The 15,008-nt window shown below is 38.4% G+C and carries 17 protein-coding genes; 4 read left to right on the top strand and 13 right to left on the bottom strand.

The window, feature by feature from the left end; genetic code table 11:
* Positions 1-12: 12 nt before the first annotated feature.
* The 6 genes from ACH0CI_RS16055 to ACH0CI_RS16030 form a co-directional block, all read right to left on the bottom strand.
* Complete coding sequence (locus ACH0CI_RS16055; RefSeq protein ID WP_406901881.1) at positions 13-1,137, bottom strand: conserved virulence factor C family protein; 1,125 nt, start codon at positions 1,135-1,137, stop codon at positions 13-15.
* A 63-nt stretch (positions 1,138-1,200) separates the two neighbouring features.
* Positions 1,201-3,099, bottom strand: a complete 1,899-nt coding sequence (locus ACH0CI_RS16050) for an ABC-F family ATP-binding cassette domain-containing protein (protein WP_033578764.1) — start codon at positions 3,097-3,099, stop codon at positions 1,201-1,203.
* Positions 3,080-3,733, bottom strand: a complete 654-nt coding sequence (locus tag ACH0CI_RS16045; protein WP_406901880.1) for an HD domain-containing protein — start codon at positions 3,731-3,733, stop codon at positions 3,080-3,082. The genes ACH0CI_RS16050 and ACH0CI_RS16045 overlap by 20 nt, the downstream gene beginning before the upstream one ends.
* A gap of 124 nt (positions 3,734-3,857) precedes the next feature.
* Positions 3,858-4,334 carry a glutathione peroxidase gene (locus ACH0CI_RS16040; RefSeq protein WP_014460472.1) on the bottom strand — a complete coding sequence of 159 codons (477 nt, stop codon included), beginning with the start codon at positions 4,332-4,334 and terminating at the stop codon, positions 3,858-3,860.
* Positions 4,335-4,395: 61 nt separating this feature from the next.
* On the bottom strand, positions 4,396-4,914 hold the full coding sequence (locus ACH0CI_RS16035; protein ID WP_033578762.1) for a hypothetical protein: 519 nt from the start codon (positions 4,912-4,914) through the stop codon (positions 4,396-4,398).
* 130 nt (positions 4,915-5,044) lie between these two features.
* Entirely contained in the window at positions 5,045-6,733 is a 1,689-nt protein-coding gene (locus ACH0CI_RS16030; RefSeq protein ID WP_406901879.1) for a formate--tetrahydrofolate ligase, read from the bottom strand.
* A 351-nt stretch (positions 6,734-7,084) separates the two neighbouring features.
* On the opposite strand from ACH0CI_RS16030, the gene metA reads away from it, so the two are divergent.
* Positions 7,085-7,996 carry a homoserine O-acetyltransferase MetA gene (gene metA / locus ACH0CI_RS16025; protein ID WP_013056685.1) on the top strand — a complete coding sequence of 304 codons (912 nt, stop codon included), beginning with the start codon at positions 7,085-7,087 and terminating at the stop codon, positions 7,994-7,996.
* A 205-nt stretch (positions 7,997-8,201) separates the two neighbouring features.
* Here metA and ACH0CI_RS16020 read toward each other — a convergent pair whose 3' ends face one another.
* Positions 8,202-8,927, bottom strand: coding sequence for a hypothetical protein (locus ACH0CI_RS16020; protein WP_335706698.1), 726 nt, complete (start codon positions 8,925-8,927; stop codon positions 8,202-8,204).
* A 103-nt stretch (positions 8,928-9,030) separates the two neighbouring features.
* Here ACH0CI_RS16020 and ACH0CI_RS16015 point away from each other — a divergent pair, with 103 nt between their 5' ends.
* Positions 9,031-9,276: a hypothetical protein gene (locus tag ACH0CI_RS16015; protein ID WP_335706697.1), complete on the top strand. Its 246-nt coding sequence runs from the start codon at positions 9,031-9,033 to the stop codon at positions 9,274-9,276.
* 10 nt (positions 9,277-9,286) lie between these two features.
* On the opposite strand, the gene ACH0CI_RS16010 is transcribed toward ACH0CI_RS16015, so the two are convergent.
* From ACH0CI_RS16010 to ACH0CI_RS15995, 4 genes are all read right to left on the bottom strand, one after another.
* A complete protein-coding gene (locus tag ACH0CI_RS16010) occupies positions 9,287-9,484 on the bottom strand; it encodes a hypothetical protein (protein WP_034268305.1) in 198 nt (65 codons plus the stop codon).
* 575 nt (positions 9,485-10,059) lie between these two features.
* Positions 10,060-10,260 (bottom strand): hypothetical protein, encoded by a 201-nt coding sequence (locus ACH0CI_RS16005; RefSeq protein ID WP_223260161.1) that lies wholly within the window; start codon positions 10,258-10,260, stop codon positions 10,060-10,062.
* A gap of 634 nt (positions 10,261-10,894) precedes the next feature.
* Positions 10,895-11,083 (bottom strand): hypothetical protein, encoded by a 189-nt coding sequence (locus tag ACH0CI_RS16000; protein WP_014460480.1) that lies wholly within the window; start codon positions 11,081-11,083, stop codon positions 10,895-10,897.
* Positions 11,084-11,167: 84 nt separating this feature from the next.
* Entirely contained in the window at positions 11,168-11,578 is a 411-nt protein-coding gene (locus ACH0CI_RS15995) for a hypothetical protein (RefSeq protein ID WP_028408813.1), read from the bottom strand.
* A gap of 160 nt (positions 11,579-11,738) precedes the next feature.
* Here ACH0CI_RS15995 and ACH0CI_RS15990 point away from each other — a divergent pair, with 160 nt between their 5' ends.
* Both ACH0CI_RS15990 and ACH0CI_RS15985 read left to right on the top strand, forming a co-directional pair.
* Positions 11,739-12,470 (top strand): polysaccharide deacetylase family protein, encoded by a 732-nt coding sequence (locus tag ACH0CI_RS15990; RefSeq protein ID WP_033578758.1) that lies wholly within the window; start codon positions 11,739-11,741, stop codon positions 12,468-12,470.
* Positions 12,471-12,935: 465 nt separating this feature from the next.
* Positions 12,936-13,100 carry a hypothetical protein gene (locus ACH0CI_RS15985; protein WP_165802501.1) on the top strand — a complete coding sequence of 55 codons (165 nt, stop codon included), beginning with the start codon at positions 12,936-12,938 and terminating at the stop codon, positions 13,098-13,100.
* Between the two features lie 123 nt (positions 13,101-13,223).
* On the opposite strand, the gene ACH0CI_RS15980 is transcribed toward ACH0CI_RS15985, so the two are convergent.
* Together ACH0CI_RS15980 and ACH0CI_RS15975 are read right to left on the bottom strand one after the other, a co-directional pair.
* Positions 13,224-13,919, bottom strand: coding sequence for a peptidoglycan-binding protein (locus ACH0CI_RS15980; RefSeq protein ID WP_335706696.1), 696 nt, complete (start codon positions 13,917-13,919; stop codon positions 13,224-13,226).
* A gap of 135 nt (positions 13,920-14,054) precedes the next feature.
* A complete protein-coding gene (locus ACH0CI_RS15975; RefSeq protein WP_335706695.1) occupies positions 14,055-14,804 on the bottom strand; it encodes a Cof-type HAD-IIB family hydrolase in 750 nt (249 codons plus the stop codon).
* Positions 14,805-15,008 lie beyond the last annotated feature (204 nt).

Here is a 15,008-nt window from a genome sequence, read left to right as displayed (position 1 = left end):
AATGATCTTTTTTTATGCTTTTCTGCTTTCCGTCATTTGTTTCCAAACAGAACCTTTTGCTTCTTCTCCGCCTTCGATACGTTCAATCGCTAGCTTGATTTGTAAATCCACCTCAAATTCTTTGTCATTCTCTGCTGCTTTTAATGCAGGAAGAGCCGTCTCATCCCCTACCTCGTATAAATACATCGCTGCACGCCAGCGCACAAGCTTGTTTTTATCACCAAGGGCTTCACACATTGCCGGAATACCTTCTTCAAAACCTAAATCTGACATGCAGTCTCCAGCAGTACGGCGCACAGTGACTGATTTATCTTTTAATGCTTTGTATAAATAAGGCAGTACCGCTTTTGATTCAATCATTCCTAAGTAGACCGTAGCTAAGCGGCGAATAGATGCTTTTTCATCATCAAGCGCTTTATTTAAAACGTCTAAATCAGCTTCTGTTGGATCCATTTGTTCTAAATGGGCATAGCGCACTGACCAATCGTTGTCTTCTAGCATCTCTTCTGTAACTTTATAGGTTTTACGCGGCTGTACCGTTTTTCCGCCTTCTTTTTCTTCTTGTGCATTGGCTACAAGGCGAGTTAATCTTTCTTGCGGATATGCTGCTGCTAATTCTTCCACTACTTCGTCTCCGATAGCCGCTAACTCTCCGTAACGAACGCCTTGTTCTTTCCATTTCCGTTCTAACACTACATTATCTGAAAAGCTTTGAAGCTCTGCTACCGCTTTTGCGAATCGTTCAGGCAGACCAAATCGCTTTTCTTCATTTCCGTCCGTTAGCTTAACTTGCATTGGTACGTTTTTGAACATTTGAACGGACACATTGACCTCACCAAAATGCTCATTCATTTTGTGCTGTTCGCTGCTGCTCTGCAAATTTTCACCAAACGCTGCACGAACTTGCGGCAAAATTTGCTTCCAGTCATATTTAGCATTTCGCTCTACGGCTAAGAAGTCCGCTACGTGATAGACTCCTTTTACCCCTTCTACTTTCAAGATGTCTTGAACAACTTCAGGCGCTGCTTCAGCATTTTTTTCCGTATAGTTATTGCTTTTTCCGCCTGATAGCACTTCGTCTAAATTAATTTTCATTGTATTCGGACTTGGCGTTGGCTCAATTGATTTAATGTTCATATCGTATCGTACTCCTCTCATTAAAATTGTAGCATGTGGCTTATACTCAGTCTAACGACTTGTTTACGCGTTTTCAATTTCTTCAATCAGCTCTGAAAGCTCTGCCCAGCGATCAAGCAGTGCATTTAATTCTTCATTTGCTTTTTCTTGTTCTAACGATAGGTTATGCGCTTTTGTATAATCGCTGCCCACCTGTTCAATTTCACTTGTTAAGCGTTCAATTTCTTCTTCTTTTGCTGCAATATGATCTTCGATTTCTTCCCATTCTTTTTGTTCTTTATACGTTAAGCGACGCTTTTTCGTTTTCTCCGGCTGTTTTGGCTTTTCTTCTTTCACTTTAGCCTGCTGAGCCATTGCCTGCTTCTTTTTCACCGCTTCTTCTAATTGATCTGTATAAGCGCCAAAATAAGTCGAAATGTTTCCTTCTCCTTCAAAGACAAGTAAGTAATCTGCTACTTTATCTAAGAAATAGCGATCATGTGATACCGTGATAACAACGCCTGGAAATTCTTCGAGGTAGTCTTCAAGCACCGTTAGCGTTTGAGTATCCAAATCATTAGTCGGCTCATCTAGCAGTAAAACATTTGGCGATGTCATCAACAATTTCAATAAATATAAACGACGGCGCTCTCCTCCGGACAACTTTTGAATCGGTGTTCCGTGCGTATGTGAAGGAAATAGAAATCTCTCAAGCATTTGCGATGCAGAGATCATTTTCCCATCCGTCGTATGCACAACTTCTGCCGATTCTTTAATATAATCAAGCATGCGTTGATTCAAGTCCATATCATCGCTTTCTTGAGTATAGTAAGCAATTTTAACCGTTTGTCCTCTGTCAATTTCACCGCTGTCCGGCTCAATGCGTCCTGCAATCATATTCAGCAGGGTAGACTTTCCGCTTCCGTTCTTACCGACAATTCCAATTCGGTCTTGTTTTTTCACGATGTGCGTAAAGTCTGAAAGAATGATTTTATTTTCATACGTCTTAGACACATCTTTTAATTCAAACACTTTTTTCCCAAGGCGGCTGCCTGCTAAACTTAAATCCAATGATTCTTTTTCAGAAGAATCGAGTTTTCCTTCTAATTCATCAAATCGCTGAATACGCGCTTTTTGTTTAGTCGTACGCGCTTTTGCTCCTCGGCGAATCCAAGCCAATTCATTGCGATATAAGTTGCTTAATTTTGCTTGAGTTGCTTTTTCCTGCTCTTCTCGAATCGCTTTTCCTTCTAGAAAAGCAGCATAGTTTCCTTTATAGCTATATAAATTTCCACCGTCTAATTCAAAAATTCGGTTTGTAACAGCATCCAAGAAATAGCGATCATGAGTAACAAGCAATACGGCTCCTTGATATTTGGATAAATATTCTTCGAGCCATTTAACCGTCTCATAATCCAAGTGGTTAGTGGGCTCATCTAAAATTAATAAATCAGGTGTTTGAATTAGGCTTTGGGCAATTGACACGCGCTTTTTCTGTCCACCTGAAAGTTCGCCGATTTTCGCACTCATATTTGAAATTCCCAGCTTCGTTAAGATCGACTGTGCGTTAGAATTGGCTTCCCACGCGTTCATCGCATCCATTTTCTGCTGTAAATCATACAGTGTCTGCTGGTTCTTCTCGTTTGCAGAATCTTGCTCTAACGCATATAGAGCCAGCTCATAGTTTTTTAATAAATTAAGAAGGGGCGTATCTCCGCTGAAAACTTGCTCTAAAACCGTTAAGTCTTCATCAAAATCCGGATGCTGAGGTAAATATGTCACGCTGTAGTCTTTAGCATGAACAATATCCCCTTCATCTCCCAGCTCTAGACCTGCGATAATTTTAAGAAGCGTCGATTTTCCTGTTCCGTTTACACCAATTAAGCCGATTCGCTCATTTTCCGTAATTGTAAACGTTAGCTGATGAAACAGCTCTTTTTCTCCATATGTTTTTGTTAAGTTTTCAACAGTCAGCATTTTCATAATGATAATTCCACTCTTTCTTAAATTGAACTAAAAATTCTTTCATATATGTATGTCGCTCTTGCGCTAGAGACCGTGCTGTTTGAGTATTCATTAACGCAGTCAGCTTTAACAACTTTTCATAAAAATGAGCAATAGCCGTTGATTTTCCCTGTCTGTATTCTTCCTCTGTCATCTCACTTCGTACAGCAATGTTTTCGTCATACAGAGCCGTGCCTTTAGAACCTGCATACATAAATGTACGTGCGATACCAATCGCACCAATTGCATCTAAGCGATCTGCATCTTGAACAACTTGACCTTCAAGCGTGGCCATAGCCGGACGGTTTCCGCCTTTAAATGACATCGTTTGTAAAATATGAACGATATGCCTGCAGTTCTCTTCTTCTACGCGCTGACTCTTCAGCCACTCCCGCACTTCTTCATACGCTTTTTCAACATCTTCCACTAGCTTATCATCTACCACATCGTGTAAAAGCGCGGCTAGTTCAATAACTTCCCGGTTGCCGCCTTCTTTTTTATATAAAAGCACTGCATTTCGACGCACGCGATCGATATGCTGCCAGTCATGACCCGTCGTGTCATGCGCAAGCTTTGCTTGAACCCACTTTTCCGTTTCCGCTATTTTATTCATTTGCTCACCTCAATTATATCCACCATTATTTTAGCACAAAGTAAGACGCTCGTCTCACTGACAGCTGAGCACCCTTCGAAAACCCTTGCTGAAAAATAAAAAACAGATGGAGATCCACCTGCTTTTACAGCAATTCTTTTATATCTTTTTGAATATCTTTTGGTGCAGTTTGAGGTGCGTATCGCTTCACGACTTCACCTTGACGATTCACTAAAAACTTTGTGAAATTCCACTTTATCGCTTTGGAACCTAGCAGACCCGGTGCTTGTTCTGTTAAGTATGTAAATAACGGGTGTGCATGCTCGCCTTTTACATCTACTTTTGCAAACATCGGAAACGAAACGCCGTAGTTTAACTCGCAAAATTGTTCAATATCATTTGAACTTCCTGGCTCTTGACCACCAAATTGATTGCAAGGAAAACCTAGAACCGTTAGACCGTTTTCTTTTTCTTCTTCATACAGCGCCTGTAAATCTTTATATTGAGGGGTGAAGCCGCATTTGCTAGCTGTATTCACAATCAACAGTACGTCACCTTGATAGTTAGATAGTGATACGTCTTCGTCTTTAATTGTTTTTGCAGAGTATTCATACACGCTCATTAAAACGCCTCCTTTTCCCTATTGTAATTCACTTTATTTCTGAAGTACAACTGAAACGCTCTTATGATTTGTCGTAAAGAACCTTTAGCTGATCAGTCGTTTGCAGCATATAATCAATCATTTCGATTAAATCTCCTACTTGATCTTCGTAAATGAATCGGTTAAAGGTTACCGCAATATTGTTTTCATATTCGTTTCCTCCAACTTCATGAGTAATACGCTGCTTAACCACTCTTGTTGTTCCCCAGATCCTTTCACACATTTCCTGTATGTTTCTAAACTCAGCTTCTTCAAACGGTTTTTGTTTTTTCAGCTGAAAATGAATATAAACTGTACAACCTGGTTTTTCTACACGGGAAGGCGTTAATTCCGCATGAATATTATCTAAGTCGGTTGATAAAGTTAGCGACGCGGTACAGCAAAAATGCTGTTGAAAAGAAATGCGGTACGTTCGAGTAAACTGAGCTAAGTCTACAAAATCTTCGCGATTCGTAACAGATACTTGCCCAGATAAGTCAAGATCATAGATCTCTCCTTCTACAACCACTTTTAAATTATCAAATACAATTGGATCAAACATTTCAACTACTTCCTTTTTTTATAAAATACGAACAGTCAGCTCTTCTTCTTTCTTGCCAAATTAATTCATAACATACCTGTTATTTTGTTTTATCTCATAAGAAAAGCGATGCCAAGGCATCGCTTTTCTCTTAAAAAATACCTAGTGCATGTCCATTCTCGTCAATATCCATATTGAGCGCAGCAGGTTTTTTTGGAAGTCCAGGCATTGTCATAATTGAACCTGTTAGCGCAACGAGAAACCCAGCTCCGAGTGAAGGACGGAATTCCCTTACCGTAATCTTAAAATCCGTTGGTCGTCCAAGCTTCGTCTGATCGTCACTTAACGAATACTGCGTTTTGGCCATACAGATCGGCAGGTGATCCCATCCGTTTGCTTCAAATTGCTGTATTTGCTTTAACGCTTTTGGAGCAAAATCTATGCCTTGTGCTCCGTATACGGTTTTAGCAATAGCTTCTACTTTTTCTGGAATCGAAGCTGACACATCATAAAGAGGAGAAAACTGACTTTCTGTCTCGTTCATGACCTCAAGAATTTTTTCAGCAAGCATGACGCCGCCTTCTCCACCTTTTTCCCATACTTCTGTTAAAGCAACTGGAACATTCTTTGAAGCGCACCAATTCATAAGCGCTTCTACTTCACCTTTTGAATCTGTTACAAAACGGTTCACGGCTACCACATAAGGAACGCCGAATGCCTGAATCGTTTCAATATGTTTTTCAAGATTTTCACTTCCCGCTTCTAAAGCCTCAATGTTTTCTTCATTTAAACGCTCTTTAGGAACACCCCCATGCATTTTCAGAGCGCGAATTGTGGCAACGATTACCACCGTTTCTGGTTTAATATCTGCCATACGAGCTTTAATATTCAGGAATTTTTCTGCGCCTAAATCTGCCCCAAATCCCGCTTCTGTTACTACATAGTCGCCTAGTTTTGCAGCCATTTTTGTTGCAATGACGCTATTGCAGCCGTGGGCAATATTAGCAAAAGGACCTCCGTGAATGAGGGCTGGAGTATGTTCCAACGTCTGTACAAGGTTTGGTTTAATCGCATCTTTTAAAAGAAGAGTAAGCGCTCCTTGTGCACCTAAGTCTGCAACCGTTACAGGCTCATTGTCTATGTTATAAGCTACCACAATGGACGCTAAGCGACGCTTTAAGTCTTGTAAATCTGACGCTAAGCAGAAAATAGCCATAATTTCTGACGCAACCGTAATATCAAATCCATCTTCTCGAGGAACACCTTGCATCGGACCACCTAATCCAACGACAACCTGACGCAGCGCGCGGTCGTTTAAATCCACCACTCGTTTCCACGTAATTTTACGTGTATCAATACGCAGTTCATTACCTTGATGTATATGGTTATCTAAAATGGCTGCCAGCGCGTTATTAGCTGTTGTGATGGCATGCAGGTCTCCAGTAAAGTGTAAATTAATATCCTCCATTGGTAGCACTTGAGCATAGCCACCTCCAGCGGCACCTCCTTTAATTCCCATTACCGGACCAAGAGAAGGTTCACGCATGGCGACAATCGCTTTTTTACCTAATCTATGTAATGCCTGAGCTAAGCCAACCGTCACTGTCGACTTCCCTTCTCCTGCTGGAGTTGGATTAATAGCTGTAACTAAAATCACTTTTCCATCTTGTTTTGTGTGTAAACGTTCCATAACGGACAAAGAAAGCTTGGCTTTATAATGTCCATATGGCTCTAGCTCGTCCTCTAAAATATCGAGCTGCTCGGCAATCTCTTTAATCGGTTTAATCGTTGCCTCTTGTGCAATTTGCAAATCACTTTTTATTTGCTTCTTAGTTGTCATATAAAAACCCCTTTTCTGCTGAGAATTCTTTTTAAACACTTCATCAAAAAAGGATAAAATCCGTTTTCTGGGGGAGATATGAAGTTTAATAAATACAGGCACGACTGCTCTATAAATTTTACTGAGTTTCAGTCATGCTAAAAAAGCATAGCAATGCTCCAATTTAACCTTATTGTACCATTTCATTTTAGCCATTACGCATATTAATGCTCTTTTTTTTCAAAATTCAATTGCTTAATATTCTGTATATTCCTATAATAGTATATTGTACATAAATGTTGAACCTCATCTTCACGTGAGAAAGAACATTTATACGCGTCATTACTTCGAAATCGAATAGGAGGAATTTTATTGCCTATTAATATTCCACGTGATCTTCCGGCAAAAGAAATTTTAGAAAAAGAGAGAATTTTCATCATGGACGACGTGCGCGCGGTTAACCAAGAAATTCGCCCGCTTAATATTGTTATCCTAAACTTAATGCCGGAAAAAGAAAAAGCTGAAACGCAATTATTACGTTTACTCGGGAACTCACCGCTGCAAGTGCATATTACACTTCTTTACACGGCAAGCCATAAAGCAAAAACAACGAGTAAAAATCACCTAGATCAGTTTTATAAAACGTTTGAACAAATTAAAGAACGAAAATATGACGGAATGATTATTACAGGAGCACCTGTAGAACATATACCATTTGAAGAAGTAAACTACTGGAAAGAACTTCAAGAAATTATGGATTGGTGTAAAACAAATGTGACTTCTACCCTTCATATCTGTTGGGGAGCTCAAGCCGGACTTTATCATCACTTTGGGATTGACAAGCGACCTCTTTCTGATAAATGTACGGGTGTATTTACACATGTTGTATCGAGTGAAGAGCCCATTAAGCTGCTGCGAGGATTTGATGATGTCTTTTATTCTCCTCATTCCCGTCACACTGATGTAGACATGAATGAAGTGAAAAATCATCCTGACCTTGAGCTTCTTTCCTACTCTGAAGAAGCTGGTGTTTATATGGCGATGTCTAAAGACGAAAAGTTTGTTTTCGTGACAGGCCACCCAGAGTACGACGTTCAAACACTGCAAGAAGAATTTCTTCGAGATACAGAAAAAGGACTAGAACCAAAGCTTCCGGAACACTATTTCCCAAACAATGATCCTGACAAAAACCCTTTAAAAACATGGCGTTCTCATGCCAACCTGCTGTTTATGAATTGGTTAAACTATTATGTTTACCAAGAGACTCCTTATCTGTGGGAATGAAAGAACCGATCTATCCCAGTGTTCAATTAAATTACGCATGCTCTTTTTCATGTTGAAACTGCAGCGGCCTAGAAATAAAATAGAAAACCTGCCGCTCGTTTAGAGCGCAGGTTTTCTATTTTATTTATTTCCTAATTAAAGCTTTTTTTCAGAAATCCAGCTTCGACAACAATGATTTGAGAATCCAAAGTTTTTACTCTCTTCCTCATCCTTCTTCATCCTCGTCTAGCTTTGTTTCATCCATTTCCTTCTTTTGTTCTTCTATCATTGTGTCCAGCCATTCAGGCGGCTTTTCACCTTGGTTTTCATTGTATACTTCTGAAGCATCTTTTTCCTCTAAAGAGGATAAGATGTCATGTATATCATTTTGATTTCCCAAAATATTGCCAAATCCCTGACTCACTTTTTTATGACTTCTAAAATTTGTCGGAAAGTTATTACCAAAGTTTACAGCTGAAGCATCTTCGATTGTACCAATATGAATGTCACCTATGCTAAAGATTGATTCTAGAGCCTGATTAGACTCCCTCATTTTTTCTGTATGGATTAGTTTGTAAGGGACACTTCTTTCATTAATTTTAACTGATATTTCAGAAGGACCCTTTTCTTTATTTTTTGCTTTATTATTCTGACTACCCGATTTCCTATTAACATCAGAGTCATTTGTTGTTTTTTTACCTTTCTTTCTCCGCGCTTGATATTGATTCGTTTGCGCAGGAAAAGTATTACCAATATTCAAAGTTCCACTAAGTTCCTTTACGTCAACATGATCTAAATAATATGATAGTTCGTCCAAGTTCAATGTTTGAACGTTCCTTATATCTACATGCAGAGAATGTACCGTTTTATTGGAAAGTTCATTTACGTTTTTTTCTAAGCTTGCGAGCCTTTTTTCAATGTTTTTGAGTATATTCAACACCTTTTCATCCATAGAGTTTGACCCCTCATTTGTTTTAACACTTTTAGCCCATTTACAACATATAGTAGTGTATTAGATAACTTTAATTAATGTCTCATATGTATCAGGAGGAATTATGAAAATAGATCTCCGTTCTCCGCAAATCATTTTTGATGACCTCACCGTAAATACCGTTAAAAACAACGCAGGAGTATTTATAGGAAAAAATATACAAAAAAATTGGGAAACTACAATCAGCAGCAGCAATTCAGGTTTTGGCACAATTTCGGGAGATGATAATCAACTATCCTACAATACACATCTTGTTCTTGGTGAAGATGATGTAAATGACTCTTTTAAGCAGGCCGCAAAAGAAGCTTAACTCTACGATTTTACTCATCATTTTTTTTAGGAGTTTTCGCCACGGTGGTATTATTTAAAATTTTATTAGAATGACCAACTATTTTTCCAAAACCGTCAGAAATTTGACTTTTATGACTCCATTTATATTGAATATTAACGCCATAAAATAGGCCTGAACTGTTTTGAATTTTATTTACTTTGATGGAATGATAATGAATATTGGCCATAAAAACACCTCACAGACAGCAATTTATTTCAGTTAATACCATATAAAACTCAAATACATGATCTTATGTTTAAATTCTTATCTGCTTCGTCTCTTTAATCATTTAAGCTTTTACGCCTTTTCTATGATATTTACTCCATTTACTATAAAAGTATTCCTCTCATTACTCTTGAGTGTTATTCCTCTAAAATAAGCTAGCAAAAAAACCATCTGTATAAAAGATGGTTTAAGCCTGTTACTCATATATCCTCTCCACTCTGCCAAAATAACCGATTGATAGAATGCCTAATTACTTTTACTTCTTTAACTTTGTGTAACAGGAGCATTGTTGAAATCTATGTGTTCAGAAAAATTGGAATCAACGACGTCATTATCGTTAATAACATTTACCATTTGAGAGGCAAAGTTATTATAGCCAATTATTTCACCAAACCCCGTATTACTTTTCCAATTCACTTCCCAATCTGATTGAGTATTTTCTCCTGTGAAAATACCAGAGTTATTAGAAATATACGTAACATTAAGATTAGTAAATTTTATAATCAACTTTTCTCAACTTCTTTCATCTTCTTTTTCCTAGAACTGAGAAACTGGCTGAGGATTAATATTTTCCGGCTGAGTAATTGGCGTATCACAAACATCCTGATCATTAATGATATTCGTGCTGCCCAATATAGCTGAATTTATAGCAAAACCGTTTCCTAAGTTAAATTTACCTTGGGAATTCCAATCTGGCTGGCTATTTTGACCTGAAGCAATTACTGAATTGGACACCATACTTACCACGTTTATTTGGTTGAAAATGACGGAAACAGGCATTAGTCCATTCCTCCGCTTTCTAAAATTTTAATGTAGTATATGCGTCCGTTTAAAGTATGGTTCAATTGATTTTCTGCAATTAACATGTTAAATCTATCGCCACTAAATTCATATATGTTCTTCTCGTAACCCCTTTGTACTCCCCTACCTAGTAAGTTTAAAACGGGAGTTTTTTAATCGTCCTGAATAAGGTGAAGCATTCAGGCATCACTTCTTCTTTGTAAGCGGCCAGGTCTTGTAGTTTGTATTTAGAACATAGTTTTATCAAATAAAGAAAAGAGATTGAGACATCACGAGATCAATCCAATCCCAGAAGAAACGAACGGGATAAAAAATCGAGTATGAATCGCCTATGACACTGCTGTTGATTTCGGTGCAATACCTTACTTTTTGTAGGATGATGTTGAGCTTCCTCGCCGTTTGCGCTCCTGCGGCGAGTTCTTATCTATTTAGCTTTTCTAGATCTTGTCCTTCAACCAATCGCTAGAATCAGCTACATACATAAGGTCTACGTTCAGCCTATCCATGAAAAAAACCGAACGATTCACCGTTCGGATTTTTCTTCAACTAATATACGTTTGTCTCAGCCTCTTTAAAGTTCTTTAATATATTCAATGACCGAATCTGGAAATTCGTTTCGAATTCCGCAATTCCCACAATAAAATCCGCTATATTCGTCTGTCGCAACGTACTGTCTTAAAAGAAACAATGTTAACCTGTTTGGGAGACCGCATTCTGTGCAAAACGCCAGGTATTTGCTGCGCTGTCTGTTTGCTGACATACGTTTCATCCTTTCGATTAACTATAGAAAGCGTTTTCTTATTTATATGGAGCTTTCTTATTAGTTTATGACAGCAATTACGGTCTATCTCCAATTATTGTCGCGACGAGAAGGGCGGAATAAACGCAGAATTAAATTAATTATAAGCACAATAGCCAAAATGTTAATTAATAACCCAAAAATCCCGCCCAGTGCACCCATATGACCAAGCAAACCGCCAAATAACATCCCTGCCAGACCGCCGTACAGCAGTCCACGAGCGAATCCTCCTCGTTTTGAACGGGTAACGCCTCGATTTACAGTTCCATTTCTGCGATTTGAAAAATTAGATCTCGGCTCATTTTGTCTAACGCTTGGCTGTCTATTAAACGACCGCTTCCCCGAACGATACGACCTTGCACTTACGTTATAGTCGTCGTGATAGGAAATATATTCAGCTAAGGGAGATAAACTTAGCGAAAAAATCAATGCTACGGCAATCATTATTTTTTTCATCTGCTTTTTCCTTTCTTCACCTAATAGTAACTGTTTATTATAGTGCGCTGTTTCATGCATATCATACGTTTTGACACAAAAGGGCAATTCAGCTTCATACAAAATTTTTAATCGGGTATTATAACGTTATACTTTGCCCTAGAAAGGAGCGTGCATGTACATGATACGGAGAATTAGTATACTGCTGTTCACACTGTGCTTCTTATTTAATGGAGCCCTTCCTGCACTATGTAAAGCGGAACAAGTAAAAAATGTAGCTGTGCGTGACCGTTTGCTTTATCAAGGTAATAACCACCTAAAGCAAACCGCCCTAACATTTGATGATGGACCGGATCCGCGCTTTACTCCACATGTATTGGATCAATTGAAAAAGCATGGTATTAAAGCAACCTTTTTTCTTATTGGGGCAAAAGCTCATGAACATCCTGAGCTGGTGAAGAGAATGGTAGCTGAAGGTCATGCTGTTGGGATTCATACCTATTGGCACCCCAACTTACTAAAAGAATCGACTGAAAAGTTTCACTGGGAAATTGCCAAAACTCAGGCTATTATTAAAAACATTACCGGGTTTGAAACACAGCTGTTTCGTCCTCCCTATGGAAATTTAACGCAAGAAATGATCAGCGAGCTGCCAAATGAAAATGTCTATGCGATTAACTGGTCTTCTGATTCATTAGACTGGAAGCAAATCCCAGAAGCAGAAATCACCAAGAATGTATTTAAGAACATGCACGCTGGAACAATTGTTTTGATGCACGACGGCGGCCATTGGACCATGGATCTTTCCAACACCCCAAAGTCGCTGGATACCATCATTCCTAGACTTAAACAAGAAGGATATCATTTTGTGACCGTCCCAGAACTTTTGCACATCCCTTATCCAAAAAATTAAGCTCCAACGAGTTTCTGATTTAGAAACTCGTTGGAGCTTTACAATTTTCTTTAATAGAAAGTAAATATGCCTCCCCCTACAAAAAGAGCGTGTCAAAAGATCTAATTCAAATCCATCTTAAAACTCAAAAATATGCCTTATTTCTTCAAAACATTGTCATACTAAAGATACAAAAAGAGGCATTCTTTTTTTGTTCCATTACTCTACAATAAAGGGAATTTACGGATAACCTCTAAAATAGGTTTTAAGTTGCATGATTAGGAGTAAATATTACTATAACTACTCTCATATTTTTAGACAAGCTGCATATGTATAAAATGAGAGAGTCGAACGCATTCCACATATCCCTAAATTTCTTCTTCTCACAAAAAAATTGACGAACTTTTTTTGTCAACAGGTGCGTATAGATATGATAGAATTCCTATATAATGACCTGGATTCATTTCTAAACAAGGAGTTTTGACTATGATTAATGAACAAGAGACGTTGTTATTTATTAAAGAACTTGGCCGCTTGTTGAAAGACTATCAAAACTGTTCAAACGCCTCTGTAAAAAGTGAAATATATAAAGATATCGTGTTGTTGAGCAATGTTATCCAGTTAGATCACATGAACGTTTCTTACGCTTAGAAAATCCTTTTTATTTCTTTATAAATTTCAGTTTTTCTACCATAACTACAGAAAAGGAAGAAAAGAGACGATTTCCATCCATCTCTTTTCTTCCTTTTCTCGTTCTCATATTTTTATGGTTATTTAGAACATAGTTTTATTAAAATTGATATAGAGTTTTTCGAGTGTCTTTAGTCCAACTATTCCATCTACCTGCAGATAAAGCGCTTGTTGAAAAGCTTTTACCGCTTTGAGAGTGGAATACCCGAATATACCGTCTGCTCCTCCAAAAAGAGAATAGCCTAAGTGAATAAGCATACGTTGAATTAACTGTACTTGATTTCCTCGATCTCCGTATTCAATTAGCACTCTTGAAACTTTTTCCGTCTGTTTCTCAGGTTTTTTTCCACTTCGAAGCTCCGACAAAGATAAACCGAATGTATATTGAAAATGAGGATAATCTTTTAAGCTTTTCCAATCTCCTCCCCATTCCAACCCGATCCTTTTTCCTACCTCTCCCGCTTTGTTCCATCTTCGATCAATGGTCCAGTCAACTTCTCCGTTGTTATCAAGCATCGCAATATCAATAGCTAGTCCATAATTATGATAAGAATAGCCGCCTTTGGCATTAGTCACGATACTTCCTGGTGTTGTTCGGCCTTGTGAATATAGTTTATGCTGCTGCTCTATCGATCTAAATCCTTCAGTGATCACAACAAATATACTTTCTTTATATGCTTGCCTAATGAGTTCGTACGCTTTTTCTTGCACTATTTCATGTACATTCTGCAGCTTATTTTCTGCTTTTTTTAATAGCTTGTCTAATGATAAATCGCTCATACTCCCCACTCCTTAACTAGATGGCTTCTCCTTATATATACGTATAAGACGAACTCTAAGGGAGGCATCCAGTATCAGTTTATGCGGAAAGTAGTTAAGTGGTGCAACAGTGCCGCCTGCTGTGTAGAGCTGCTGTTATTTCAGTACCCAGTGGCTAATAGCCTTCGCTACTCCATTATTGACGTTTGTATCTGTCACCCAGTCCGCTGCTTCTTTTACAGCTTCCTGAGCATTCCCCATGGCTATTCCACAACCTGCCGCTTCAATCATAGCCATATCATTTAAGCTGTCTCCCATTGCAATGACTTCATCCATTGAAATGCCCAAACGGTCACATACAGTCATGATCCCTTTTGCTTTGTTAATACCCAGTGCATTAATTTCTAAATTCGTTAAACTAGAGTTGCTGATTTCAAAATCTGAAATGCCTGCTATTTGTTTCAGCACTTCTTCTCGTAAAGCATCATCTGGAATATCATAGCCAAACTTCAGCCATTCCTGTGAAGCAATATCTTCTGGAAATTCATCTCTCCATACTTTATCCGTAGTCACAGCCCAAAAGTTAAGCTTATGCTCTTGCGTTAAATTCCACATTTTCTCAATGTGTGAAGCATCAATTAACTTTCGTTCTACAAGCTGTCCAGATTCATCCCAAATTTCACTTCCGTTTACTGTAATAAGGTAAGAAGACAGCTGAAGAGATTGCGCGTATTCACGGCATGTTAAAAGAGATCGCCCCGTGCTTAATACCACATGAACACCCTGTTCTTGAGCTTTAGCAATGGCCGCACGATTTTCTTCAGAAATTTCTTGCTGATTGTTCAGCAGGGTTCCATCCATATCTAGTGCAATCAGTTTAAATTCTTTCTTTTCATTTGTTTGCATCTTTCTCTCTCCTTCTCATCAGTAGTAAGTATGACATTACCCTGAGCATTTGGCTTATACTATGTAACTCTTACTATAACTGTAGCACAGGAGCATTTCACTCTGCATCAGATAAGCGCTAAAATGGTCAATTATTCTATGGGGAATAATTGAAGGAAAGCAGCATACCTTTGCCGTAATTTATATTTAACGCTTTTCATTTTT

Source organism: Priestia sp. 179-F W1.4 NHS (genome assembly GCF_045369295.1).
GTDB lineage: Bacteria > Bacillota > Bacilli > Bacillales > Bacillaceae_H > Priestia > Priestia zanthoxyli.
The sequence above is the reverse complement of the archived record's forward strand: the minus strand, read 5'-3'. Positions and strand labels throughout refer to the sequence as shown.

Bases quoted from the DNA above. Each gene is read 5' to 3' on its own strand.
- ACH0CI_RS16000 (WP_014460480.1), bottom strand. From the start codon at position 11,083: ATGTCAGCAAACAGACAGCGCAGCAAATACCTGGCGTTTTGCACAGAA.
- ACH0CI_RS16010 (WP_034268305.1), bottom strand. From the start codon at position 9,484: ATGGCCAATATTCATTATCATTCCATCAAAGTAAATAAAATTCAAAAC.
- ACH0CI_RS16020 (WP_335706698.1), bottom strand. From the start codon at position 8,927: ATGGATGAAAAGGTGTTGAATATACTCAAAAACATTGAAAAAAGGCTC.
- ACH0CI_RS15995 (WP_028408813.1), bottom strand. From the start codon at position 11,578: ATGAAAAAAATAATGATTGCCGTAGCATTGATTTTTTCGCTAAGTTTA.
- ACH0CI_RS16040 (WP_014460472.1), bottom strand. From the start codon at position 4,334: ATGAGCGTGTATGAATACTCTGCAAAAACAATTAAAGACGAAGACGTA.
- ACH0CI_RS15975 (WP_335706695.1), bottom strand. From the start codon at position 14,804: ATGCAAACAAATGAAAAGAAAGAATTTAAACTGATTGCACTAGATATG.
- ACH0CI_RS16055 (WP_406901881.1), bottom strand. From the start codon at position 1,137: ATGAACATTAAATCAATTGAGCCAACGCCAAGTCCGAATACAATGAAA.
- ACH0CI_RS16015 (WP_335706697.1), top strand. From the start codon at position 9,031: ATGAAAATAGATCTCCGTTCTCCGCAAATCATTTTTGATGACCTCACC.
- ACH0CI_RS16035 (WP_033578762.1), bottom strand. From the start codon at position 4,914: ATGTTTGATCCAATTGTATTTGATAATTTAAAAGTGGTTGTAGAAGGA.
- ACH0CI_RS16005 (WP_223260161.1), bottom strand. From the start codon at position 10,260: ATGGTGTCCAATTCAGTAATTGCTTCAGGTCAAAATAGCCAGCCAGAT.
- ACH0CI_RS16045 (WP_406901880.1), bottom strand. From the start codon at position 3,733: ATGAATAAAATAGCGGAAACGGAAAAGTGGGTTCAAGCAAAGCTTGCG.
- ACH0CI_RS15980 (WP_335706696.1), bottom strand. From the start codon at position 13,919: ATGAGCGATTTATCATTAGACAAGCTATTAAAAAAAGCAGAAAATAAG.
- ACH0CI_RS15990 (WP_033578758.1), top strand. From the start codon at position 11,739: ATGATACGGAGAATTAGTATACTGCTGTTCACACTGTGCTTCTTATTT.
- ACH0CI_RS16030 (WP_406901879.1), bottom strand. From the start codon at position 6,733: ATGACAACTAAGAAGCAAATAAAAAGTGATTTGCAAATTGCACAAGAG.
- ACH0CI_RS15985 (WP_165802501.1), top strand. From the start codon at position 12,936: ATGATTAATGAACAAGAGACGTTGTTATTTATTAAAGAACTTGGCCGC.
- ACH0CI_RS16050 (WP_033578764.1), bottom strand. From the start codon at position 3,099: ATGAAAATGCTGACTGTTGAAAACTTAACAAAAACATATGGAGAAAAA.